Origin of the sequence: Kribbella sp. NBC_00382 (assembly GCF_036067295.1) — a bacterium.
Taxonomy (GTDB): domain Bacteria; phylum Actinomycetota; class Actinomycetes; order Propionibacteriales; family Kribbellaceae; genus Kribbella.
This window is the reverse complement of the sequence record NZ_CP107954.1, coordinates 2,649,788-2,673,535: the sequence shown is the minus strand read 5'-3', so window position 1 is coordinate 2,673,535 and position 23,748 is coordinate 2,649,788. Positions and strand designations below refer to the sequence as shown.

At 67.4% G+C, this 23,748-nt stretch carries 17 protein-coding genes and 1 tRNA gene; 10 read left to right on the top strand and 8 right to left on the bottom strand.

What is annotated here, in order from left to right; all coding sequences use genetic code 11:
• Window positions 1–7: 7 nt before the first annotated feature.
• From OHA70_RS13155 to OHA70_RS13140, 4 genes are all read left to right on the top strand, one after another.
• Window positions 8–565 carry a hypothetical protein gene (locus tag OHA70_RS13155; RefSeq protein ID WP_328332103.1) on the top strand — a complete coding sequence of 186 codons (558 nt, stop codon included), beginning with the start codon at window positions 8–10 and terminating at the stop codon, window positions 563–565.
• Window positions 562–1,218 (top strand): hypothetical protein, encoded by a 657-nt coding sequence (locus tag OHA70_RS13150; RefSeq protein ID WP_328332101.1) that lies wholly within the window; start codon window positions 562–564, stop codon window positions 1,216–1,218. The genes OHA70_RS13155 and OHA70_RS13150 overlap by 4 nt, the downstream gene beginning before the upstream one ends.
• Before the next feature lie 325 nt (window positions 1,219–1,543).
• Window positions 1,544–3,421, top strand: coding sequence for a phosphoenolpyruvate carboxykinase (GTP) (locus tag OHA70_RS13145; RefSeq protein ID WP_328332099.1), 1,878 nt, complete (start codon window positions 1,544–1,546; stop codon window positions 3,419–3,421).
• Between the two features lie 132 nt (window positions 3,422–3,553).
• Window positions 3,554–3,967: a PPOX class F420-dependent oxidoreductase gene (locus OHA70_RS13140; protein ID WP_328332097.1), complete on the top strand. Its 414-nt coding sequence runs from the start codon at window positions 3,554–3,556 to the stop codon at window positions 3,965–3,967.
• Here the strand turns inward: OHA70_RS13140 and OHA70_RS13135 are convergent.
• Together OHA70_RS13135 and OHA70_RS13130 are read right to left on the bottom strand one after the other, a co-directional pair.
• The gene (locus OHA70_RS13135) at window positions 3,944–4,177 is read right to left on the bottom strand and encodes a hypothetical protein (RefSeq protein WP_328332095.1); all 234 of its coding nucleotides are present in this window, start codon (window positions 4,175–4,177) and stop codon (window positions 3,944–3,946) included. The genes OHA70_RS13140 and OHA70_RS13135 overlap by 24 nt on opposite strands.
• Window positions 4,178–4,264: 87 nt before the next feature.
• Window positions 4,265–5,251 (bottom strand): LacI family DNA-binding transcriptional regulator, encoded by a 987-nt coding sequence (locus OHA70_RS13130; RefSeq protein ID WP_328332093.1) that lies wholly within the window; start codon window positions 5,249–5,251, stop codon window positions 4,265–4,267.
• A gap of 136 nt (window positions 5,252–5,387) precedes the next feature.
• On the opposite strand from OHA70_RS13130, the gene OHA70_RS13125 reads away from it, so the two are divergent.
• Window positions 5,388–7,802, top strand: a complete 2,415-nt coding sequence (locus OHA70_RS13125; protein ID WP_328332091.1) for a beta-L-arabinofuranosidase domain-containing protein — start codon at window positions 5,388–5,390, stop codon at window positions 7,800–7,802.
• Window positions 7,803–7,862: 60 nt separating this feature from the next.
• The gene (locus OHA70_RS13120; protein WP_328332090.1) at window positions 7,863–8,756 is read left to right on the top strand and encodes an LLM class flavin-dependent oxidoreductase; all 894 of its coding nucleotides are present in this window, start codon (window positions 7,863–7,865) and stop codon (window positions 8,754–8,756) included.
• 1,053 nt (window positions 8,757–9,809) lie between these two features.
• Here the strand turns inward: OHA70_RS13120 and OHA70_RS13115 are convergent.
• Window positions 9,810–9,899, bottom strand: a tRNA-Ser gene (locus tag OHA70_RS13115).
• 233 nt (window positions 9,900–10,132) lie between these two features.
• On the opposite strand from OHA70_RS13115, the gene OHA70_RS13110 reads away from it, so the two are divergent.
• From OHA70_RS13110 to OHA70_RS13100, 3 genes are read left to right on the top strand one after another with little or no spacing between them, the layout of a single operon-like run.
• Window positions 10,133–11,710, top strand: coding sequence for an LCP family protein (locus OHA70_RS13110; RefSeq protein ID WP_328332088.1), 1,578 nt, complete (start codon window positions 10,133–10,135; stop codon window positions 11,708–11,710).
• A gap of 56 nt (window positions 11,711–11,766) precedes the next feature.
• On the top strand, window positions 11,767–12,225 hold the full coding sequence (locus OHA70_RS13105; protein ID WP_328332086.1) for a hypothetical protein: 459 nt from the start codon (window positions 11,767–11,769) through the stop codon (window positions 12,223–12,225).
• A gap of 51 nt (window positions 12,226–12,276) precedes the next feature.
• Window positions 12,277–13,236, top strand: a complete 960-nt coding sequence (locus tag OHA70_RS13100; RefSeq protein ID WP_328332084.1) for an acetylxylan esterase — start codon at window positions 12,277–12,279, stop codon at window positions 13,234–13,236.
• Window positions 13,237–13,302: 66 nt separating this feature from the next.
• On the opposite strand, the gene OHA70_RS13095 is transcribed toward OHA70_RS13100, so the two are convergent.
• Window positions 13,303–14,169 (bottom strand): hypothetical protein, encoded by an 867-nt coding sequence (locus tag OHA70_RS13095; protein ID WP_328332082.1) that lies wholly within the window; start codon window positions 14,167–14,169, stop codon window positions 13,303–13,305.
• Window positions 14,170–14,399: 230 nt separating this feature from the next.
• Between OHA70_RS13095 and ilvA the strand changes: the two genes are divergently transcribed.
• Window positions 14,400–15,671: a threonine ammonia-lyase IlvA gene (ilvA, locus tag OHA70_RS13090; protein WP_328332081.1), complete on the top strand. Its 1,272-nt coding sequence runs from the start codon at window positions 14,400–14,402 to the stop codon at window positions 15,669–15,671.
• A gap of 41 nt (window positions 15,672–15,712) precedes the next feature.
• Here ilvA and OHA70_RS13085 read toward each other — a convergent pair whose 3' ends face one another.
• The 4 genes from OHA70_RS13085 to OHA70_RS13070 form a co-directional block, all read right to left on the bottom strand.
• Window positions 15,713–19,660: a family 78 glycoside hydrolase catalytic domain gene (locus tag OHA70_RS13085; protein ID WP_328332079.1), complete on the bottom strand. Its 3,948-nt coding sequence runs from the start codon at window positions 19,658–19,660 to the stop codon at window positions 15,713–15,715.
• Between the two features lie 326 nt (window positions 19,661–19,986).
• The gene (locus OHA70_RS13080) at window positions 19,987–20,739 is read right to left on the bottom strand and encodes a LuxR C-terminal-related transcriptional regulator (RefSeq protein ID WP_328332078.1); all 753 of its coding nucleotides are present in this window, start codon (window positions 20,737–20,739) and stop codon (window positions 19,987–19,989) included.
• Window positions 20,740–20,745: 6 nt separating this feature from the next.
• Window positions 20,746–22,269 carry a rhamnulokinase gene (locus OHA70_RS13075; RefSeq protein WP_328332076.1) on the bottom strand — a complete coding sequence of 508 codons (1,524 nt, stop codon included), beginning with the start codon at window positions 22,267–22,269 and terminating at the stop codon, window positions 20,746–20,748.
• Between the two features lie 9 nt (window positions 22,270–22,278).
• Entirely contained in the window at window positions 22,279–23,739 is a 1,461-nt protein-coding gene (locus OHA70_RS13070) for an L-fucose/L-arabinose isomerase family protein (RefSeq protein WP_328332074.1), read from the bottom strand.
• Window positions 23,740–23,748: the final 9 nt, after the last annotated feature.

The window sequence follows — 23,748 nt, the reverse complement described above, 5'->3', positions numbered from 1 at the left end:
CGCGAGCATGGCTGGTCCGCTCGTTCGGGGTACTGCGATCGCCTGTGGCATCGCCGCAGTCGCCGGACTGGGCATCGGGATCGCCGTCGGCAAACCCGCGCAACCGGACGACCTCCAGTCCGCACGCCTGCTCCCCGAGGACCTTTGCGCCAGACTCGGCGACATCTCCACATTGTTGCCCAAGGCCACCACGGCGAGGCTGATCCAAACAGGCAGCACCGAGCTGACCTGCGCCGTCCCAGAGCCGACGGCAGCGTCCCTCACGATCAGGATCACCCCGTACTCCGGCCGCCAAGCGGGCCCAGGCCGCTCACCATTCGTGCCGGCCGAAGTGGCCAGGCAGTCCTTCGACCGCAAGCCCTGGCCGATGGTCAAGGATCGGCCGTACCCGACCAAGCTCGACAAGCGCGCCGGTACCAACGGACGGGACTCGCACGTCGCAGTACTCGTGTACCGCGGCGACCTGACCGTTCAGGTGGACTACGCCGCGTACCCGATCGACCTGGTCGCCGCACAGCGGGCAGTTCAGGTATTGGCCGACCGGGCCCTCTGGGAGAGCAAGTGAACGCCACACCGGAACTCCACGGGTATGAGCTCGACCAGCGGCTACTGGAGCACCCACTGGCCGAGATCTGGCGCGGGCGTTCCTTCACCGGCATGGAGATCGTCGCGCTCGTCCTCAGCGACAGGGGCGCAGCAGATCCGCAGGTCCGCGACAGGTTGACCAGCGCGAGCCGTACGGCCGCACTGGAGCCCCACGAACAGCAGACGCCGCTATGGGCGGCAAACCTCACTGCAGACCGCCCGTACGCCGTAACGCAACTAGTGCCCGGCCAGTCAGGCGCAGAGCGACTCCTGGATCCCCTCGACGGCCTACTAGGCAACGACCAGGAGTCGGTAGACGCAGTGCGCAGCCAGTTGGCGCAGTACGGCGCACTACCAGTCCCAACTGACCAGGAGCCGAGCAGCCAAGACGCAGTGGCCAGCAGCCAGAACGCAGCAGTGGCCAACGGCCAGAAGGCAGTAGTCAGCAGCAAACGCTGGTGGCCGAGGCTACTAGCAGTACTAGCGGTGCTAGGAGTTTTCTGCGCTCTCTACTCCGTCGGAACCAAGATCGGCACAGAGACCAAGGAGCAGCGACCGGCAGTACCGGCCCCTGCGCCGCTGGTCAGCCCTGAGCCGCTGCCGTCCCCCGGACCCCTGCACGCCCCGAAGTAACCGTCTAAGACCACCCAAGACCCGCAAACACCCCGCGTGACCACCCCGCGGCCGGATTTTTTGCTGGGAAAGCCCTTGTCGGCGGAAATCTGTGACGGGCCTCACGTCCAGCCGGTTCTCAACACCCGGTCCGGTCGCGTACCGTTAGTACCACTTGCACACTGGTATACGCCCACTAGACGTACTGGTATGCGACAGATCACACCGCCAGCCAGCTGAATCGAACCGCCGGAGACCCCGGCGGCCGACGTCGTACCCAAACCTCAGCGTCGAGGGCCGGGAGTACACGCCGGGACGATCGCGAGCGAGAGGGAATGAGCCGCCGATGACGACAACCGCCAGCCCTGCCCATACCGAGACTGCCCTCAGAGTCGAGAGCCCGCCGACGACGACACCGGCCTACGACCTGAGCAACGCCCCGACTGAGCACCAGGGCCTGCTGGCCTGGGTTGCCGAGGTTGCCGAACTCACCCAGCCCGACCGGATCCACTGGGTCGACGGCTCGGACGCGGAGTACACCAAGCTCACCGACGAGCTGATCGCCGCCGGCACGCTGGTCCGGCTCAACGACGAGAAGAAGCCGAACTCGTTCTGGGCCCGCACCGACCCCTCCGACGTCGCCCGGGTCGAGCAGCGCACGTTCATCTGTTCGGTCGACGAGGCCGACGCCGGCCCGACCAACAACTGGATGGCGCCGGCCGAGATGAAGGCGCTGATGACGGAGCTGTACCGCGGCAGCATGCGCGGTCGGACCCTGTACGTCGTGCCGTTCTGCATGGGCCCGCTGACGGCCGAGGTGCCGATGTTCGGCGTCGAGATCACCGACTCGGCGTACGTCGTCGCGTCGATGCGGATCATGGCCCGTACCGGCTCCGAAGTACTGGCGAAGATGGGCACCGACGCGAAGTACGTGCCCTGCCTGCACTCCGTCGGTGCCCCGCTCGCACCAGGCCAGAAGGATGTCACCTGGCCGTGCAACGACGAGAAGTACATCGTCCAGTTCCCCGAGGAGCGGACGATCTGGTCGTACGGCTCCGGTTACGGCGGCAACTCCCTGCTCGGCAAGAAGTGCTACTCGCTGCGCATCGCCTCCGCGATGGCCCGCGACGAGGGCTGGCTGGCCGAGCACATGCTGATCCTCAAGCTGATCTCGCCGGAGAAGAAGGTCCACTACATCGCGGCGGCGTTCCCGAGCGCGTGTGGCAAGACCAACCTGGCGATGCTCGACCCGACGCTGGAGGGCTGGGAGGTCGAGACGCTGGGCGACGACATCGCCTGGATGCGTTTCGGCGAGGACGGCCGCCTGTACGCCGTGAACCCCGAGTTCGGGCTGTTCGGCGTCGCCCCCGGTACCGGCTGGAAGACCAACCCGAACGCGATGCGCACGATCGAGAAGGGCAACTCGCTCTTCACCAACGTCGCGCTGACCGATGACGGTGACGTCTGGTGGGAGGGCTACTCGCAGACCCCGCCGAACCACCTCACGGACTGGAAGGGCCGCGAGTGGACGCCGGAGTCGGACGAACTCAGCAGCCACCCGAACAGCCGGTTCTGTACTCCGATCAAGCAGTGCCCGATCATCGCCGACGAGTACGAGGACCCCAACGGCGTACCGATCTCCGCCATCATCTTCGGCGGCCGCCGCGCGACCACGGTGCCGCTGGTGACCCAGTCCCGCGACTGGGACCACGGTGTCTTCATGGGCGCGACGCTGTCGTCCGAGACCACCGCCGCGGCGGTCGGCCAGGTCGGTGTCGTCCGGCGCGACCCGATGGCGATGCTGCCGTTCCTCGGCTACAACGCCGGTGACTACCTGAACCACTGGCTGACCGTCGGCAAGGAGCACGACGCCGACAAGCTGCCGAAGATCTTCTACGTGAACTGGTTCCGCAAGGACGAGGCCGGCAAGTTCGTCTGGCCGGGCTTCAGCGAGAACGGCCGGGTGCTCAAGTGGATCATCGAGCGCCTCGACGGGACGGCTGACGCGGTCGAGACCCCGATCGGTCTCGTACCGACCGCGGACGCGCTCGACGTCACCGGCCTGGACCTCAGCCTCGAGGCCCTGCAGGTCGCGCTGAACGTCGACGACGAGGAGTGGAAGGCCGAGCTTCCGCTGATCGAGGAGTGGTTCACCAAGCTCGGCGACAAGGTCCCGGCGACCCTCAAGCTCGAGCTCGACAACCTGAAGGCCCGCCTCGGCTGACGCTGTAGCTGTAGCTGTAGCAGTACCTGACATACCCCGTACGCCGACCAGCTGACCGGAAGCCAGCGCCGTCGGACTGCAGAAGCGCCCCGACCCTTATGGGCCGGGGCGCTTCGCCTTTAGGTTGAGCGCATGGAGATTCCGGGGAGTGTGCGGGAGTTGCTGGAATCGGATGCCCTCGCGCATCTGGTGACGATCAATCCGGATGGGAGTCCGCAGGTCTCGGTGGTGTGGGTCGGCGTGGACGGGGACGAGATCGTCGCCGCGCACGTGCCCAACAACCGCAAAGTACAGAACATCCGGCGTGACGGGCGGGTCGCGCTGTCGATCGAGACTGATCGGCACAACGAGATGGGCCTGACGGAGTACCTGGTGATCAAGGGGACGGCACGGATCACCGAAGGAGGCGCGGTCGAGTTGCTGCGGGGCCTGGCGAAGGTCTACCAGGGACCGGATGCCGACTTTCTGCCTGGCGATGATCTGCCGGGCGGGTACATCACGCACATCACCGTCGACAAGATCTCAGGTGTCGGCCCGTGGACCTAGCCTGTCGACGGGGATCCGGCAGGTGAGTTCGCGGCCGTCGGGGGCCGTGTACTGGACCAGAGCCGTCCAGCCGTCGGCGTGATGCAGGCGGCCGATCAGCCAGGCCGGTTGCCAGGTGTCGTCGATCAGGGCGACGACGTGGGCGGGTAGGGCGAGAGCGAGAATGATTCTCAGGTCGTACGCCGCCGGGCGTACCGCGAAATCCGTCATCAGCACCACAGCCTTTCGTGAGGGGCGCGAACGTCCCAGAGAGCCTCACGAAACTGGACGTGACGACAGTACCCAATCGTCGAGGGACTATGACATTCCCAGCGTCGACTCGCGGGGAATCAGGTGGGTCGGGAGTTCCAGTACGCCGTGATGCGGCTCCCCGGCGATGGCGTCGAGCAGCAATGTCGCAGTACGACGGCCAACCTCCTCCAACTGGAGATCGACCGTCGTGAGCGGCGGCCGGCTCGCCTCGGCCATCACCGACCAGTTGTCGTAACCGGTGACCGCCACGTCGACCGGTACTGACTTGCCCAGCTCGCGCAGTCGGTCGCAGACGCCACGGGCGAGCTGATCGCTGCCGCAGGTGATCGCATCGGGGTGCGAGCTGCGCAGCAGTTGATCGACCGACTGGCGCCCCCACCGCTCGCTCCACTCACCGAAGAGTGGCTCACCCACAAAGGCGTTGCCTGCAGCGGTGGCCACCGCCTGGGCTCGCTCGGTGGCCGATCGATGGTTGGCCGGACCAGTGACGTGAGCGATCCGCGAGCGCCCGAGCCCCAGCAGATGCGTGACGACCGAGGCCGCGCCACCTGCGTCGTCGACGATCACCGAGGCATCGTCCGGATCAGTGGACGCAGCCAGCGCATAAACAACCGGCAGCGGTACGTCGATAGGCCCGCGCGGCTCAGTACGCCGGCCGGTCACCACGATCCCGTCGACCCGCCGCGCGATCAGCGACCGCAAGTAGTGCTGCTCCCGCAGCGGATCGTCGCGGGTGTCGCACAGAATCGTCGCCAGCTCACCGGCGCTCAGCACATCCTCGACCCCACGCATGATCGGGATGCTGAACCGCCCCGAACTGTCCGTGGTCAACAAGGCCACCGTGTACGTCCGCCCCGACGACAGCGCCCGCCCGCGCGTATCCGGCGTGAACCCGAGCTGCTCGGCCGCCCGCCGAACCCGCTCCCGCGTCGCCGGGCTCAGCTGGCCGGTGTTGTTGAGCGCCTTCGACGCCGTCCCCGCGGACACCCCGGCGAGCGCGGCCACGTCCACGATCCGCGCCTGCTGCCTCATCTTTTCCTCCCGAGCCCTGCCATCCTGCCTGGCGACAGCTTAGTATCGATCACGGAAAACGTGTGCCGTTTTTCCGTCCGTGCAGCAAGTAAGTGTGATGCAACCCGCCCCGAACCATCACGCGAAAGGCTTCACCATGGTCGAAGGGATCCACCGTCGTGACTTCCTGCTTGCCACCGGCGCCCTGGCTGTCGGCATGACCGTCAATCCAACCGCCGCACACGCCACTGGGCCGCGTGCCTCCAGAGGCGGCCACTACGTCCCCAACCGCGCTCCCCTGCAACCAGTACCGTTCCAGAAGCTCCCACCCGGTGCGATCGAGCCCCGCGGCTGGCTGGCCCAGCAGCTCGACTTGCAGGTGAAGGGCCTTTGCGGGCGGTACGACGAGATCTCCGACTTCCTCCCCTACGAGGGCAACGGCTGGGTCGACCCGGCGCAGGGTGCGTGGGAGGAGCTGCCCTACTGGCTCAGGGGGTTCGGCGATCTCGGCTATGTCACCGGCGATACCGGCGTACTGACCAGGGCCGAGCGCTGGCTCAACGGGATCATCGCTACCCAGGCTGGCGACGGGTGGTTCGGCCCTACGCGGTTGCGGACGTCGCTGGAGGGTGGGCCCGACTTCTGGCCGGGTATGCCGCTACTGGCCGCTTTCCGCTCTTGGCAGGAGTACAGCGGTGACGAGCGGGTCATCCCGTTCATGACGCGCTATCTGCAGTTCCAGGACAACCAGCCGGCCGAGGTCTTCAACCGGTCCTGGGGCGCCTTCCGCTGGGGTGACAACATTGACAGCGCCTACTGGCTCTACAACCGCACCGGTGATGAGTGGTTGCTCGACCTGGTCGCCAAGATGCACTCGGGCTCGGCCGACTACGTCAACGGCATCCCCACCTGGCACAACGTCAACCTGGCGCAAGGCATCCGGGAGCCACTGCAGTACGGGCTGCTGAGCGGCGATCCCAGCCACAGCGCAGCGACGTACCGGAACTACGCGACGATCATGGGCCTGTATGGGCAGTTCCCCGGCGGTGGGTTCGCTGGGGACGAGAACTCGCGACCTGGTTTCGGCGACCCGCGGCAGGGCTTCGAGACGTGCGGGATCGTCGAGCTGATGCATACGTTCGAGATGCTGACCCGCTTCACCGGCGATACCGACTGGACGGACCGCTGCGAGGAGCTCGCCTTCAACCTGCTCCCAGCCTCGTACGACGAGCAGCAGCGGGTCATGCACTACATCACCTCCGCCAACAGCATCCAGCTGGACGACCGGGTGAAGCATGGGCAGTTCCAGAACGGTTTTGCCATGCAGGCTTACAAGTACGGGGTGCATCAGTACCGCTGCTGCCCGCACAACTACGGCATGGGCTGGCCGTACTACGCACAGGAGCTCTGGCTGGCCACTACCGACAACGGGCTGGCCGCCTCTATGTATGCCGCCAGCAAGGTCACAGCGAAGGTCGGGGCAGCCGGTACTCCGGTCAGCGTCGTCGCAGACACCGAGTACCCGTTCGGGGACACGATCACCTTCACTGTTGACGGGAGTGCTCGGTTCCCCTTGTATCTAAGGGTTCCTGGCTGGGCAGGCGACTTCACTGTCACAGTCAACTCGGTTCGGACGCCTGCGCGGGCTGAGGGCGGCTGGGTCAAGCTGGACCGCGCCTGGCGCTCAGGGGACCGGGTGAAGCTGGTACTGCCGATGCGGACGACTACTCGCGTCTGGCCGGACAACCATGGAGCTGTGTCGGTCTCTCGCGGCCCACTGACGTATTCGCTGGCTATCGAGGAGCGCACGGAGGCGATCGGCGGCACAACGGAGTGGCCGGAGCTAGCCGTCTACCCGGAGTCCCCCTGGAACTACGGCCTGGTCGCCGGTAGTGGGTTTGACCTTGTACGCCGTACTGTTCCGCGCGGCGCTAATCCCTTCACTCACGCCGGTACGCCGCTGCTCTTGAAGGGGTCGGCTCGCCGCATCCCCGAGTGGGAGGCGGACTCCGAGGACGTGGTCGGTCTGCTCCAGGCCAGCCCGGCGCGGTCGACCCAGCCGGTGGAGCAGGTGACGCTGGTACCGATGGGGGCGGCGCGGTTGCGCATCACCTCGTTCCCGTCGGTGGCTAGCGGAGGTACTGCGTGGCGGTATCGCACTCGGGTCACTGCTTCGCATGTGAATGACGCGGACTCGCTGGAGGCTGTTGACGACGGGCGTACTCCGTCGTCGTCGGCAGACACGTCCATACCGCGCTTCACCTGGTGGGATCGGCGGGGGACGATTGAATGGATCCAGTACGACCTGCGGTCGGTGCGGGCGGTGTCTGGGGTGGCGGCGTACTGGTTCGACGACACCGGGTCCGGGGCATGCCGGGTGCCGGCGTCTTGGCGGGTGCTGTGGCTGGACGGTTCTACGTGGCGGGCTGTCGAGGGCGCATCGGCGTACGGGGTGGATCGCGACCGGCTCAACTCGGTTTCGTTTGCTCCTGTGCGGGCGCAGTTCCTGCGGGTTGAGGCAGTACTGCAGCCGACCTTCTCTGGCGGGCTGCTGGAGCTGAGCTTCGCCTGACCCATCTGCCCGCCGCAGATTCGGGGAGCGCGTCTGCGGCGGGCGGATTAGGTTGGCGAGATGAAAATCGGAGTGATGCTGCCGGTCGGTGGGAACGACGGTCCGACCGGAGAGATGCCGACCTGGGCGGACACGAAGGCGATGGCGGTGGCGGCCGACGAGGCCGGGCTGGACTCGGTGTGGCTGGCCGATCACTACTTCTACAAGGCGCCTGACGAGACGATCTACGGGATGCACGAGTCGTGGACGCTGCTGAGTGCGGTCGCCGCGGTGACCTCGCGGGTGGAGCTGGGGAACATGGTGCTCTGCTCGTCGTTCCGGGATCCGGGGCTGACGGCCAAGATGGCGGCGACGCTTGACCTGGTGTCGGACGGGCGGTTGATCCTTGGCGTCGGGGCTGGTTGGCACGATCCGGAGTACGAGGCCTTCGGCCTGCCGACCGACCATCGGGTGGGCCGGTTCGAGGAATGGCTGGAGATCGTCGCCCGGTTGCTGCGGCACGAGACGGTGACGTTCGACGGTACGTACCACCGGGTGAAAGACCTGGCTTTGCAGCCGCCACCCTTGCGCCAGATCCCTCTTCTGGTCGCAGCCCGCAGACCCCGCATGCTCGACCTCACCGCCAAGTGGGCCGACCAGTGGAACACCGCCTGGTTCGGCGAGGCCGACGACACGGTCAAGTCCCGCCTCGACGACATGAGGTCCGCCATCGCCGCCACCGACCGCCCAGCCGATGCTGTCGAACTCACCGTCGGCATCACCGTCACAGACCCCAACCAGCCCTCCGTAGCCGAGCCTGAGGCGAACACCCTCAAGGGCTCAATCGAAGACCTAGCCCAATCCTTCAAGCACTACGAGTCCCTGGGCGTAACCCACCTGATCGCCGGTACAGAACCCATGACACCACGCTCCGCCGAACGCCTAGCCGAAGCCAAACACCTAGCCTTCGACTAACCACCAGCCCGCCGTACACAGGCTCATGGCGCTGCGCGCCACCTCGCCTCCACCTGGATGCTGACGACATCAACCCCTTCGATGCCGACCAGCCCATGAGCGAACGTAACCACCCCATGCATGCCCCGCCATCGCCAGCTCGTGGCGCCGAGCGCCACCTCGCTCCGCCTGGATGCTGACGGCGTCGACCTCCTTTGGCGCGGTCAGCCCTGGAGGTGAATGTGGTCACCCCGGGCCTGTCCCCAGACCAGAGGCGTCGATCAGCGCAGCACCCGAGCCACCGGTGGTTCGACGATCGCCGACGCCGTCGACGCGGGCATGGGTGGTGGTCACAGGTGCAGCTCCGCCCCCGTCCCTAGCTCGTGGCGCTGGGCGCCACCTCGCCCACGCCTTGATGCTGACGACATCGACCCCTTCGATGCCGATCAGCCCTGGAGGCGGAGGTGTCACCTCGGGCATATCCCGGACCAGACGTGCCGACGATTGCAGCGAGTGCGACGACCCGGCAGAGCCACCTGCCGTCAGGAACATACTGCTCGCCCCACGGTCGGCCTACGCCGTCCGGCTCGTGGCGCTGCGCGTACCTCGGCCTGGGTGGTAACTCTGGCTGCCTCCTGCTGGTAGGCACGAGAGCCCTGCCCCAAGCGGCCGTTGGCGTCAGCGTCGGGGGGAAGCCGAGGGGGCGCGGGGCGGGCGGTCATCACACGCCTACTCACATTCCTCCTGCAGCGTGAGCGAAGTGCGGGCTCAGGGTCGGGTCGCTTGTGGGTTGATGTCGTGCTTGGTGTGTCGTGGCGGTCCGGGGCCGGGGTGGCGCCAGGCGCCACGAGGTGTGGCGGGAGGCGGCTGGGCGATCGGGTGGGCTGACGTGGCTGGTCGCGCCATGGGCTTGGCGGCTCGGGCAAGCCGTGGAGCCGGCGGGCTCGGGCGAGCCGTGGAGCCGGCGGGCTCGGGCGAGCCGTGGAGCCGGTGGGGCGGGAAAGCGGTGGAGCTGGTGGGGGCGGGAAAGCAGAGAGCCGCCTCGCCTTGCGGCTGGGCGGCTCTCGGGTACTGCGGAGGCGGAGGGATTTGAACCCTCGAGAGGGGATTACCCTCAACCCGCTTAGCAGGCGGGCGCCATCGACCGGACTAGGCGACGCCTCCTCCGCGCATCCGACTGCGATGCGACGACGGCCAAGACTATCCGGACAACCGGCCCGGCAGCAAAGTGGGGCCGGATGGCCGTCTTGGGGGCGGGTTCCGTTCCCCTGTAACCTGGCCGAATCGACGGGGGTCGTAACTGACGTCAACCAAGGAGGCCGTGTCGGCGTCTGAGTAAGAGGGACCTACTCTGACGGTCCCGCACGCCGCCACGTCGTCGATCAGGGAACGGAGCCATGACGCGGAGTACTCGCGCAGCTGGACGCAGGTCCGCGCCTCGCGCCAACCGGTCCCGGCAACGCGCCCAGCGCGCCTACCGCAGCCGGACCGTCTCCAAGGCCCTCGGCCTGACCCTGGTCAGTGCTCTGATCCCCGGCCTCGGTTTCGTCCTGGGCGGCCGTAAGAAGCTCGGTGCGTTCGTGATCACCCTGTACGCCGGCCTGCTGCTGCTCGCCGCGTACGTGGCCCTCACCCAGCGTGGCGCCATCGTCGACCTCGCCGTCAACCCGAGCCGGCTGCTGCTGGCCACCGGCGGCGTCCTGGTGATGGGCTTGATCTGGATCTGCATCGTCGTCTCGTCCCACAAGCTGCTCCGCCCGATCAGCCTGACCTCGGTCGGCCGGTTCACCGGTTCAGCCTTCGTGGGCCTGCTCTGTTTCGGTATCGCCGTCCCGACCACCTTCGCCGCGCAGACCGTGATGGCCCAGCGCGACCTGGTCGGCAGCGTCTTCAAGTCCGAGAAGGACTCCAAGAGCGCCACCCGGCCGAACGTCGACAAGAAGGACCCGTGGGCCAAGAAGCCCCGGCTCAACATCGTCCTGCTCGGCGCCGACGACGGCGTCGGCCGCGAAGGCACCCGGACCGACACGGTGATCGTCGCCAGTATCGACACCAAGACCGGTGACACCGCGCTGATCTCGCTCAGCCGGAACTGGATGCGGATGCCGTTCCCCGAGGACTCCCCGCTGCACGAGAAGTTCCCCGACGGGTACTACGACCCGAGCGGCCCGGCCGAGCAGCCGGAGTACTACCTGGACTCGATGTACGACAACATCCCGAAGAAGTACCCGGGCCTGCTGGGCGCGACCGACAACATGGGCGCGGACGTGCTCAAGCTGTCGGCCGGCGCGGCCCTCGGTCTCGACATCGACTACTACATGCAGGTCAACCTCAAGGGCTTCGAGCAGATCATCGACGCCCTCGGCGGGATCACCGTCAACATCAACTACAAGGTGCCGATCGGCGGCGACTACGGCGCCGGCCCGGGTTCGAACACGGCCCGCAAGCCGTCCGGCTACCTGCAGCCCGGCCCCAACCAGAAGCTCAACGGCCACGACGCCCTCTGGTTCGCCCGCGGCCGGTACGGCCTGAGCGACCCGTCCCGGCAGGAGCGGCAGCGCTGCACGATCCACGCCTTGGTGAACAGCGCGAGCCCGGCCGCCCTGGTGACGAGCTACAACCAGATCGCCGCCGCCGGCAAGCAGCTGCTGCGCACCGACATCCCGGGCGACATCCTGGGAGACTTCATCGAGCTCGGCCTCAAGGTGAAGAACGCCAACGTCACCAACGTCGACCTGGACAAGTCGAAGAACTTCCCGACCGGCCAGAACCCGGACTACGAGGCGATGCGCGAGCTGGTCCAGAAGGCGATTCAGCCGAAGACCAAGCCGGTCGCCTCGACCCCGTCCGGCAAGCCGTCTTCCTCGACGACGAAGAAGCCGGGCAAGAAGACGACGACCGTGAAGCCCCCGGCCGGCGAGCCGCAGAACCTCGCCGACGCCTGCGCCTACGACCCCACCCAGACCGGCAACTGACGGACTCGACCGGACCCGCCAGCTGAGTCGGCGGTGGGGGTTGAGATCCTGGGGGGATGCGTACGACGTACCGGATGCGGCCGGGTCGGTTTCTTGGGGTTCCGGCTGCTGGGGTGATGCTGCTTGGCGTGGCGGCGGTGCTTTGGGGGGTCGGGGTGCCGGACGCGGCGGTGGCTGTGTTCGGCGTACTCGGTGGGCTCGTGGTGCTGGCCGGGCTGTGGATCCTCGCCCGGCCGCCGGTGCTGCTGAGGCTGGGCTCTGATGACGTCCAGGTACGCGGGCTGCGGACCGCGTGGACCGATATCACCGCAGTCGGCCGGACCGGTACCACGCAGGGCCAGGCGATCGTCCTGCGAACCAAGCAGGAGGAGCACTCCGTCCTCATCCCCGTGCAATGGCTAGCGCCGGCGCGGCTGGACAAGCTCGAGGCCGAGCTGCGCGAGCGGCTCAACAAGGCCAACGGTTACACGATCTGGGACGGCACTGCCGCGGAGACCGCCGACCCCGCAGAATAAGGGTCGATTGTTTGACCTGACAAAGACTTGACAAAGGGGAGTCCGGAGACCGTGCTGTCGTTCGAGATGTCGTCCGAGGAACTGCTCGCCTACCAGGGGACCAATCCCCGGCCGGCCGATTTCGACGAGTTCTGGGAGAAGTCGCTGGCCGAGCTCGCGGCGACCGACCCGGAGACCGAGTTCGCCCCGGCGACCGACTTCCCGCTGCCGTTCGCGACGGCCGAGCACCTCTACTTCACCGGCACCGGCGGCTACCGCGTGCACGCCAAGGTGCTCCGCCCGCACAACCCAGAGGGCCCCGCGGTACTGATGTTCCACGGGTACGGCGGTGAGCAGCCGAACTGGGTCGACCTGCTCCCGTACGCCGCCCGCGGGTTCACCGTCGCGGCTCTGGACGTACGGGAGCAAGTCGCGTACCGGAGCGAGTCGCAGCAGCCCAACAGCTTCTCGCTACGCAACCACCTCGTCGAGGGCCTGGACGGCGGCCCAGAGTCGTTGCTGTACCGGCACGTCTTCCTGGACACCCGCCGGCTCGTCGACATCGTCAGCGCCCTGCCCGGGGTCGACGCCGCACGGATCGGTACGACCGGCTGGAGCCAGGGCGGCGGCCTCAGCCTGGTCGCCGCGGCGCTGACGCCGACCGTCAAGTACACGGCGGCCGTGTTCCCTTTCCTGGCCGACTACCAGCGCGCGTGGGAACTCAACCTCGACAAGGGCCCGTACAACGAGATCACCACCTGGTTCAAGAAGCGCGACCCCAGGCACCTGCGCGAGCAGGAGGTGTTCACGACGCTCGGCTACATCGACCTACAGCACCTGGCAGCCCGGATCCAGGCCGAAGTTACGCTCTACTCCGGCCTGGAGGACCAGACCTGCCCACCGTCGACGCAGTACGCGGTCTACAACAAGCTCACCAGCCCGAAGCAGCACCGCACCTATCCGGACCTCGGCCACGACGACCTCCCGGGCGCCCACGACGAGATCTTCCAGCTGCTGAGCCAGAAGCTCTGATCCCCTCGGTAGCCCCGCAGTACCCGCCTCCACCTTTTAGGTGAGTACTGCGCGGCCGCCTTGGCATCAGTTCGCCTCTTTACCGACCCAGTAGTGCCAGGGTGGAGAAGCCACTGGAGACCGGGTCAGACCGTCCGGCCAAGTGGCCGGCAGATCATGACTCCGAGCTGCGTACAAAATCACCTCCGATGCGGTCCGGTCGCCGCGAACGGCGACTCGTGTGGCTGTCTCGGCACGCATGTCCGCCAGGTAGTGGATGGCGGGCAGGAACTCGGCACTCAGCCGAGGACTCAGCCGGCCGACAGGTTCGTCGTCCAGCCTGATCTCCACGACCATCTGATGCCGGTCCTGGAACCCGTCCTCCTCCTCGACGGCGTGCATCGTCCCGTACGCCCAGCACTCGCCTTCCGGCCGGAAGAACGGTGTCAGGACGTCCGGCTTGACCTCACTGCCCGGTACGACGATCCCGCTGCCCGGCGGCAGCAGGTGGTAGCTCCCGGGCGGTGGCAGGTTGACCGGGACCAGCATGTGCGGCTGGCCCAGAGCGACGGCGACGCTGGCGTGGAACTCGGTGCCGTTGTCGCCCTTGCCCTCCCAATCGGCGGGCTCCCATTCACTGACCCACAGGTGGCAAGGGACCTGCGGTTGCAGACCCTGCGCCACCAGTTCCGACAACACCGGGTGGTACCGGTGCGCATCGTCCCTCGGCAAGTAGCCGACCACACTTCCCTGCACCCGAACAGCGATCGAGCGAGGGTCGAAGCGGTTCCGCGGTTCCGGGACCAGGTCCGCGGTGGTGTCCAGGTCTGCGCCACGCGCCGGGATCGGATCAGGAAACAAGCGACGGATCGCCTGCTCGTGCGGAGCCTCCCGCACGACTTCCTGCCCACACCACAACGCATCTCCCCACAGACTGAACGGAATCGATTCCATCTCTGCCCTCCAGTCCCCGTTGACCGGTTTACTCGGCTCATCCCGTCCAGACCCCTGGCCGTTACACCGAGTGAGCGTATGAGAACTAGACTGCCCACACCAGAGGAGTTTCACGCATGAAAAAAGGACCTGTTGCGCAACAGTGTTGTACGGTCCGAACTCTGGACGGGGCGCGTCTTGTGCAGCGAGCAAAACGGTGAAGAACGTGCAGATGCACGGGAAGGAACGTCATGCAGGCGAGTCATGCAGTTGCTTCAAGCATGGTTGATGCGGAGCAGATCGAGGCCGCGGTCGAGCGGCTGGACGGGATCGCGGTCCGTACTCCGCTGCAGCGCAACCCGCGACTCTCCGCACGCACCGGCGCCGACGTCTGGCTGAAGCGCGAAGACCTGCAGATCGGCCGTTCCTACAAGCTCCGCGGCGCCTACAACCTGATCGCCCAGCTCGAGGACGCGGCGAAGAAGGCCGGCGTGGTCTGCGCGAGCGCCGGCAACCACGGCCAGGGCCTGGCTTATTCGTGCAACACCCTCGACGTCCACGGCCGCGTCTACGTTCCCCGTACTACGCCACGCCAGAAGCGGGACAGGATCGCGGCACTCGGCGGTTCGCAGGTCGAGGTGATCGTGACCGGCGACACCTATGACGATGCGGCCGCAGCCGCTCTGGCCGAGGCAACTGCCACCGGCGCGACGCTGGTCCCCGCCTTCGACGACCCCAGAACCGTTGCAGGACAGGGCACGGTCGCCATCGAGATCCTTGAGCAACTCGGCCAGGCGCCCGACGTACTGGTCGTGCCCGTCGGCGGTGGAGGGCTGATCGCGGGTGTGGCGACCTGGCTCGCGCAGCGGCATCCCGGCGTACGGGTTGTCGGGGTGGAGCCGGGTGGCGCGGCGAGTATGGCTGCTGCGTTGGCTGCCGGCTCGCCTGTGACGCTGCCGCAGCTGGATAGCTTTGTGGATGGCGCTGCGGTACGCCGGGTCGGTGACGTGACCCTCCCATTGGTTGCGGCCGCTGGGGTGGAGATGGTGTCGGTGCCCGAGGGGCTGGTCTGCTCGGAGATGTTGGAGCTGTACCAAACGGACGGGCTGATCGCCGAGCCCGCCGGCGCCTTGTCGGCGGCGGCTCTGGGCAACGGGGTCGAGGTCAAGCCGGGCCAGACTGTCGTGTGCCTGCTGTCCGGTGGAAACAACGATGTCAGCCGGTACGGCGAGATCCTCGAGCGATCCCTTGTCCACAAGGGACTCAAGCACTACTTCCTGGTGACGTTTCCCCAGGAGCCGGGTGCCTTGCGGCAGTTCCTGGACGGCGTTCTCGGGCCTGATGACGACATCACGCTCTTCGAGTACGTGAAGCGCAACAACCGGGAGACCGGTGTCGCCCTCGTCGGCATCGAGATCGGCCGCCCCACTGACCTCACCGGTCTGCTCGACCGGATGGAGGCGGCCCCTCTCGACATCGAACGCATCAAGCCCGATTCGGCCGAGTTCCGCTACCTGATCTAGGCATCCGTCCGGCGCTGGGAGCGCCGGACGGATGCACGCGATCAGGGTTTCGGCAGCGACCAGACGTCCGCGATCGACGGGTCGTAGCCCGAGGCGGTCGCGTTGTGCTGGATCCTGACCCGGACGGTCGGATTGGTGAGCAGCGTCGGGTCGTCGACCACGAACTGGTACGTCTGCAGTCCGGCGCCCGGGCTGCTGATCACCCGGTGCTTGACCACCTTGCCGTTGACAAGGACCTCGTAGTCCTTGGTCTGCGCCTTGTCGTAGGTCTCCACCAGCCGCATCACGAACGGTTGGTTGGCCTTGATGCCGAGGTTGAACTCGAACCAGGCGCCCGGCACGAACATCCCGGCGTACCTTCGCGTCCTGCCGGCTTCCACGGTGGTCCCCGACGACGGCGCGGCCGTGAGCGAGTGCGCCGACTCGGACGCCATCAATCCGAGATCCACGTAGTCGATGGCGTTGGCCGGCTCCAGCGACTCGTTCACGGTGAAGCCGATCGACGGTGCGACGGCGTCGAGGAACTTCACCCCGAACGCCACCGGGCCTGCATTCACCGCGAGCGGTACCGCGATACGTGCCGTGATCGTGGTCTGCGTGCCTGGTGGCAGGGTCACGGGCTCGGTCGTCGGCGCGGTCCAGCCCTCAGGCACGGTCACCTCGAGCTTGCCGGTGACCGGGGCGGTCGAACGGTTCTTAACGACGGCCGAAACAGTGGCGGTCGTACCGGGCTCGCCCGCGGCCGGCGTACCGGTCGCGCTGAGCCGGATCGGCGCCGGCTCGACCACGAACCGGTAGGTGCCTGAGGCAACCGTCATCGCGACGGTCGAGCCCTCATCGACCACGTTGCTCACGTGGTCCGCACCGGCCAGCGGGTTGCCGCTCTCGGTGACCGCTCCGACGTTCGGTGCGGGGATCCGTACGGTCGCCGTCGTGTTGGCGGGCACGGTCACGTCGAGCGTCAGGCCGTATTCGGTCGTTCCCTTCCAGCGGCTGGCGATCTCGCCGTACGGGGTCTGGTACTTGTAGTCGGACGAGTCGATGCCATTGCCTGGCGTCGGTGCGATCAGCGCCTTGCGATAGCCCGGTTCGGCGGCCGAGACGCCGGCCAGCGTGCGGTACATCCACTCGCCGACTGCGCCGTACGCGTAGTGGTTGAAGGAGTTCATCCCGACGTCGTTGAAGGTGCCGTCCGGGTTGATCGAGTTCCAGCGCTCCCAGACCGTCGTGGCGCCCTTGCCGATCTCGTAACCCCAGGACGGGTACGAGGTGTTCTGCAACAGCTTGTACGCAAGGTCGGAGCGGCCGATCTTGGTGAGCACCGGCAGCAGTCCGTCGACACCGAGGAAGCCGGTCGACAGATGGGTGTCGCGCCGGAGGATCGTGTTGGCGAAGTGATCGCCGGCCGCGGTGATCTTGTCGGTCGGGACCAGGTCGTTGGTGAAGGCGAGGATGTACCCCGTCTGGCTGTCCGTGCCCACCGTGCCGTCGGCCGCGACGAACCGCGACTGGAAGGCGGCTTTGGTGTCTTCATAGACCTTCTGGTACTTCGCTGCGTCGGCCGTGTTGCCGATCGCGGCCGCCATCTGGCTCAACTGGCGAGAACCCTTGGCGATGAAGGAGGTACCGATCAGGTCGCCTGGGGTCGGGTCGTCGAGGTTCAGCCAGTCGCCATAGTCACCGCCACCACGGATGAGGCCATTGGAGCTGGCGACCAGGTAGTCGACATACCGGCGCATCGAGTCGTAGTGCTGGCTGATGACGGACGTGTCGCCGTACGCCTGCCAGATCGTCCACGGGACGTTGACGCCCGCATCGGCCCAGCCTGCGTTGCCCAGACCGCCGTCGAACGAGTTGGGCACGGTCGGTGCAACGCTTGCGTAGGCGCCGTTCGCGGCCTGGCTGTCGCGGAGGTCCTGCAGCCACTTGGTGAGGAAGGCCTGCGAATCCAGGTTGTAGACGGCCGTCCGGGCGAACACGTTGATGTCACCCGTCCAGCCCATCCGCTCGTCGCGAGCCGGGGTGTCGGTCGGGATCGAGAGGAAGTTGCCGCGTTGGCCCCAGACGATGTTGCTGTGCAGCTTGTTCACCAGGGCGGAGTTGGTGATGAAGCTGCTGGTCTTGGCTCCATCGGTGCCCATCACGACGCCGGTGACGGCGCTGGCCGGTGGGGCGGTGGGGAGGCCGCTCAGTTCGACGTACCGGAAGCCGTGGAAGGTGAATCTCGGCTGGTACGTCTCCGGGCCGCTGGTGGCGAACGTGTAGCGGTCGGTGGCCTTCGCGCTGCGCAGGTTGTCGGTGTAGAGGGTGCCGTCGGGGTTGAGGACTTCGCCGTACCGGATCTTGACGGTCTGTCCGGGGGTACCGGTCAGCTGGAACTTGCCGACGCCGACCATGTTCTGGCCGAGGTCGTAGAGGTAGACGCCGGGCGTAGGTGACGCGATCGCCTTGGCTGCGAGCTCTCCGGTGACCCGGACGGGCTGGTCGGTTTGCTGAGCCAGTTTCGACGTCGCGCTCGGCCTGACCTGGACCGGAGTCCAGTCGGTCGGGGTCTTGCGCGCGTCGTAAGTCTCGCCGTTGAGCAGATCAGCAGCCTGTACTGCGCCTGGCGCCGTCTCCCAGGTCGGGTCGGTGGCGAAGACGTCGGTCGTGCCATCGGTGTATGTGACGCGGAGTTGGGCGGAGAGGGCCGTCTGGCTGCCGTACTTGTTGGAGCCGAACATCGCTACGTTGCCGGCGAACCAGCCGTTGGCCACCTCGGCGCCGATCGTGTTGCTGCCCTTGGCGACGAGCTTGGTGACGTCGTAGCTCTGGGACTGGATGCGATGCGCGTAGTCGGTCCAGCCGGGGGCGAGGTGCTGGTCGCCGACCTTCTGGCCGTTGAGGCTCAGCTCGTAGATGCCCTGCGCGGCGGCGTACATCCGGGCCTTGGCGACCTTCTTGGGCAAGGTGATGCTCTTGCGGAAGACGGGGACAGCCTTGCCGGGGAGCCAGAGGTCGGTGTTGCCTTTGACCTCAAGGCCGCCGGTGGCGAGGACGGTGCCGTCGGGGAAGGTCTGGTCGCCCTTGGCGAAGGCCGTGTCGATGAGGGTCTTGCCTGCGGCGTTGGTGACCTTGAGGGTGTGGACGACGCCTGCCTCGACGCCGTTGGTGCGGAAGCCGACGAGGCCGGGGGCGTCGTGGTCGGAGCGGTCTCGTTGGTCGACCTGGGTGTTGTTGATCCAGGTGGTGATCGTGTGTCCGGCGATGGTGATCTTGAGGTGGTTGCGCTGCTTGAGGTTGACGCCGGTCAGCGGGATCTCACCGAGGAGGGTGTAGCCGGTGGACTGCTTCAGGTGGGGGCGGAGGGTCGGGCGGGCGTCGTTCTCCTGGTTGAGCTGCCACATGTAGCCGTTGCCACCACGGCCGCGGAAGAAGAAGCCGAGCGCGTCCTTGGTGAGGGTGACGTCGGCGTCGATCGTGTAGTCGGTCCACTCCGCGCCGGGCTGGTTGTCGGCGCCGATCCAGTCGCCTTGCCAGTCCTCGGGCTTCAGGTTCGCTGTCTCGAAGGTAGCGACCGTGGACCAGGCGGATGGGGTGCCGGTGTCGTCCCAGACGCGGACCTGCCAGAAGTACTGGGTGTACGGGGTCAGGGCTGGGCCGGCGTACGGGACGTCGACCGAGCGGTCGGAGGTGACGACGCCGCTGTTCCAGATGTCGGGGTCTGCGGTCTTGCCGGCGGTGGAGGCAACGTGCACCTCGTACTTCGTCTGGGCGGTGCCGCGGCGGGTGCCGTCGAGCTGCCAGCTCAGCCGGGGCGCGCCTGGGGCGATACCGAGCGGATTGGTGAGGCTGTTGGTCCGCAGGCCGGTCACGGTGGTGGGCCCGGCGGCTGGGTTGGCTGCGGCGGTTGGGGCGGCTGCCGGCGGTGGGGCGGCTGTGGCAGGTAGGAGCGGGGTCACCAGGACGGCGGCTGCCAGCAGGCTGCCGATGCGTAAACGGAGAGACATCTGGACGGACTCCTCGGGAGATTCGGGCGGGATCTTCAGACGGAGCACGGCACTCGGTGAGGCGAGGCCGAAACTGGACAGCGCGAACAGACCCGTCGGCTACGGAGTCGACAGGTGAACCTGGTTGAGATGAGTTGTGCCGACCGGCGGAGACGGTCGGGGTTGCCGGGGACGGTCGGGTTGCCGCTTGGCTGACGGAACCGGCGGAGACGGCTCCGGTAGTTGTCGGGGGCCAGCGGCTGTGGCCGGGCTGGTTGTCGGGGGGCCGGCGGCTGTGGCCGGGCTGGTTGTCGGTGCCCGGCGCGGGCGGTTGGGGTCGGGGGCGGTTAGAGGAGGCCGCGGCGGGCGGCCCAGACGATGGCTTCTACGGCGGTGCCGAAGCCGAGACGGTCACAGGCGGCGCGAGTGCGCCGGCGTACGGTGCGTTCGGACAGGTCGAGACGACGGGCAACGGAGTCCATCGGGAGACCGGTCGCGAGGAGTCGCAGGAGTTGCAGGTCGTCGTGGCTGATCTCGCGATGCGCCCCCCGCCCAACCCGAGCCAACGCTTCCCGAGCTCGCACATCCCGCCCCAACGACTCAGGCCCCGCCACGTCCGGTCCAAGCGGCTCGCGCGCTGCCATGTCCGGTCCAAGCGGCTCGCGCGCTACCACGTCCCGGGCGCTCACGTCCCGCCCGAGCGGCTCACGCCCCGGCCCCTCCCGGGCCACCAGGTCCCGAGCGAGCGGATCACGTGAGCGCGCCTCACGCGCATAAGCCTCCCGAGCAAACGCCTCCCGCGTCAGCGTGTCCCGAGGCGGCGGATCCCGAGGCGGCGGATCCCCCGCGTGGAGACCGCGGGCCTCCAGCTCACCGGTGCGCAGGGCGCCGGACTGTTGCTCGTCGGGGTACAGGTCGCGGGGCTCTGGATCACCACGGTGGAAGGCGCTCGGGTGCAGGGCGCGAGGGTCGGGGGGTTCGTGGCGGTGGGGGGTGGGTTGGGGAGGGTGGGGTGGGTTGTGGGTGATGGCTCGGAGGTGGGGTGGATTGGGGTGAGGGCGGTTCTCCGGGGCCAGGGGGTCGTTCTGGAGGGTGGTCATGGGGGGTCACCTTGTTCCGAACACCCGGGACTCGGCGGCGTCCCAGTCGGCCGGTTTGCCCTGCGGCTGGTAGGGCCGCAGCTTGTGGGTTGCGCGGACCAGTGCGCGCATCGCGGTCAGGTCGGGAAGCGGTTCTCCTAGTGCTCGCGCCTGGACTAGTACGTTGCCTAGGGCGGATGCCTCGACGGGCCCAGCCAGGACGGGCAGTCCGCAGGCATCTGCGGTCAGCTGGCACAGCAACTCGTTCTGCGAACCGCCACCGATCACATGGACGACATCGATCTCCCGCCCGGCGACTTCCTGCGCCAGCCGGAGCGTCCGGCGGTACGCCAGTGCGAGGCTCTCCAGCACACAGCGGGCGACGGCCGCGCGCGACCGCGGCGCATCCTGCCCGGAGCGTGCACAGAACTCCTCGATCCTCCCCGGCATGTTGCCGGGGGCAAGGAAACTCGGATCGTCCGGATCAATCAGTACTGCGAACGCCGGCGCCTCGGCAGCCGCGCGCAACAGTCCCGGCAGATCGTCATCCCCCCACACCCGCAGGCACTCCTGCAGGATCCACAGCCCCATCACGTTCCGCAAGAACCTGATCCGGCCGTCGACACCCCCTTCGTTCGTGAAGTTCGCCGCTTGCGCCTCGGCGGTCAGTACCGGCTCGTCAAGCTCCAGCCCGACCAGCGACCACGTCCCCGACGAGATGTAGGCGAACCGCTCCCCCTCCGCAGCCGGCACCGCAACCACCGACGACGCGGTGTCATGCGACCCCACCGCAATCACCGGAGTTGCCGGATCAAGCCCGGTCTCCTCAGCAACCGCCGGCAATAGCGGTCCAATCACCTGCCCAGCCTCACGAATTCCCGGCAACAACCCGGCCGGTACTCCGACCCGCCGCGCCAGTCCCTCGCTCCACCCCCGAGCCCGTACGTCGTACAACTGCGTGGTGGACGCGTTGGTCGCCTCAGCCCCGACCTCGCCGGTCAGCCAATACCCGAGCAGATCCGGAATCATCAACAACGTCGCAGCCTGCTCGAGCCCTCGCTCAGCGGCCAACTGATAGATCGTGTTGAAAGGCAACTGCTGCAAGCCAGTCACCGCATACAACTCATCCGCGGAAATGTGTTGAAGCACCCGCTCCATCACCCCGTCGGTGCGAGCGTCGCGGTAATGCACAGGATTCCCAAGCAACCGCCCCCGCGAGTCGAGCAACCCGTAATCCACCGCCCAGGAGTCGATCCCCACGCCAGCCAGCCCCGGCTGAGCCGTGGCCGGGCCGGCCGGGGATGCAGGGGCAGGGTGAGTCGGCGGAGTGGTGGCGGCTTGGGCGAGGGTGTTGGCGGCGGCGAGGCCGACCAGCGTCTCGCGGTAAAGGGCGAGGATGTCCCAGTGCAACGTGTCGCCGAGCCGCACTGCGCCGTTCCAGAACCGGTGGGCCTCGGTCAGGTCGAGCTGGCCGACGGAGGCGTCGACGCGACCTAGCATGACTCGGCCGCTGGAGGCGCCTAGGTCTACTGCTGCGAGGTTGACGGCCATGGGTGGGCCTCAGACCTTTACGACGCGGAGGTCTAGGTGGAGGAGGTCGGCTACTGCTTTCAGTTCGGCTACTCGGTGGCCGGTGCCCAAGGCCCAGTGGTGGGCGATGCCGGAGGCGGACCAGGCGTCGGTCCATTCGCCGGGGTCGCAGCCGAAGTCGACGCGGGAGGTGGTGTTGCCGATCTGGAGGAGGGGTCCGGGGACGACTTCGCCCTCGGACGCGATCAGGCGGAACGAGCCATCGCGCAACTGGCCCAGGCCCAAAGCAGTGACCGGGCCGTGCTTCACGTCGAACTCGACCGAGACTCCCCAACCCCGCTTGCCGTGGTACACCCCGAGCCCCCGCAGCAACGGCTTGGCAGCGCTGATCGCCAGGTGGGCAGGACCGTCGTGACCCATCTCCACCACGTTGTCGTGGAAGTTCAGCGCCTGCAGTTCGGTGAAGGAACCGCCCGCGCCCAGCTTGTCCATCACCAGCATCGCCAGCGACGTGCGCAGCTCGTACTCCCCGGCGGCCGGCACACCCCTTGCCGTGAGCAACGATGCGCCGAGGATCATCCCGGCGGCGACGCGTTCGTGCGTCTCGCCGTCGAGCCCTCGGTGGTAATAGGCCAACGTGTCCAGCTGGAAGTCCTCGACCAGCCTGTCCAGCGCGACCGACACCGTCGCACCCCAGCGGAAGTCGTCCTCGTTCACCGAATCGTCCAGCGTGAAGACCTCCCGGGCGACCTTCATCCGGAGAGCCGTCTCGGCCTCGGTCACCTTCTCGACCCGAACCCGCAGGTCGTCGATCTCCAGGATCTCGACATGCCCACCGAGCTGCGCGGAGACGAGCGTCGGATCGGTGATCACGTCCATCATCCCGGGATAGAGATGTCCCAGCAGTCCGTGGCGCCCATGCCGGAACGCGGCCCTAACCCCAGCAGCCTTGAGCCACCGCTCGATCCGCGCCCACGCGCGCTCGTCCTCGACGTACCCCGAGACCGAACGGAAGTCGATCCCACAGCGCTCGAAGGCATTCGCCATCTCGGGCAGCGGGCAAGCACCGCAGTACGCGAGCCAGGCACCGGTGTCGAAGGACGCGTGATCCATCGACTCGGTCGGCTGCAGGTTGAGCAGCAGGACCGGCGCCCCGCTGCGCTGCGCGATCGGTACGAGCATCGACGCGGTCATGTAGGTGGTGAGGAAGCCGACGATCAGATCGCAGTCCGCGAGCCTCAGCTTCTCGGCCGCCGCCGCTCCCTCGGTCGCGTCGGAGATGAAGCCGACGTCGATCACCTCGCAGTCGAGCGCCGAGAACCGTTCCGACACGCGTCGAGCCGAGGCCTGCAGTTGCGGAAGCAATTCGGGGAACTGCGGCCAGTACGCGCCGAGCCCACCCGCGACCAGACCGATCCGCGTCTTCCGCGGTTCGACCCACGGCAGCACGCCGTGTCCGTCCACCGAGCGGCTCGGATCACTGCTCCACATGGCGAAACT

Excerpts from the sequence above, each read along its gene's own strand:
- OHA70_RS13070 (WP_328332074.1), bottom strand. The coding sequence starts at position 23,739 with ATGTGGAGCAGTGATCCGAGCCGCTCGGTGGACGGACACGGCGTGCTG.
- OHA70_RS13085 (WP_328332079.1), bottom strand. The coding sequence starts at position 19,660 with ATGTCTCTCCGTTTACGCATCGGCAGCCTGCTGGCAGCCGCCGTCCTG.
- OHA70_RS13095 (WP_328332082.1), bottom strand. The coding sequence starts at position 14,169 with ATGGAATCGATTCCGTTCAGTCTGTGGGGAGATGCGTTGTGGTGTGGG.
- ilvA (WP_328332081.1), top strand. The coding sequence starts at position 14,400 with ATGCAGGCGAGTCATGCAGTTGCTTCAAGCATGGTTGATGCGGAGCAG.
- OHA70_RS13110 (WP_328332088.1), top strand. The coding sequence starts at position 10,133 with ATGACGCGGAGTACTCGCGCAGCTGGACGCAGGTCCGCGCCTCGCGCC.
- OHA70_RS13145 (WP_328332099.1), top strand. The coding sequence starts at position 1,544 with ATGACGACAACCGCCAGCCCTGCCCATACCGAGACTGCCCTCAGAGTC.
- OHA70_RS13075 (WP_328332076.1), bottom strand. The coding sequence starts at position 22,269 with ATGGCCGTCAACCTCGCAGCAGTAGACCTAGGCGCCTCCAGCGGCCGA.
- OHA70_RS13130 (WP_328332093.1), bottom strand. The coding sequence starts at position 5,251 with ATGAGGCAGCAGGCGCGGATCGTGGACGTGGCCGCGCTCGCCGGGGTG.
- OHA70_RS13135 (WP_328332095.1), bottom strand. The coding sequence starts at position 4,177 with ATGACGGATTTCGCGGTACGCCCGGCGGCGTACGACCTGAGAATCATT.
- OHA70_RS13120 (WP_328332090.1), top strand. The coding sequence starts at position 7,863 with ATGAAAATCGGAGTGATGCTGCCGGTCGGTGGGAACGACGGTCCGACC.
- OHA70_RS13080 (WP_328332078.1), bottom strand. The coding sequence starts at position 20,739 with ATGACCACCCTCCAGAACGACCCCCTGGCCCCGGAGAACCGCCCTCAC.
- OHA70_RS13125 (WP_328332091.1), top strand. The coding sequence starts at position 5,388 with ATGGTCGAAGGGATCCACCGTCGTGACTTCCTGCTTGCCACCGGCGCC.
- OHA70_RS13105 (WP_328332086.1), top strand. The coding sequence starts at position 11,767 with ATGCGTACGACGTACCGGATGCGGCCGGGTCGGTTTCTTGGGGTTCCG.
- OHA70_RS13140 (WP_328332097.1), top strand. The coding sequence starts at position 3,554 with ATGGAGATTCCGGGGAGTGTGCGGGAGTTGCTGGAATCGGATGCCCTC.
- OHA70_RS13155 (WP_328332103.1), top strand. The coding sequence starts at position 8 with ATGGCTGGTCCGCTCGTTCGGGGTACTGCGATCGCCTGTGGCATCGCC.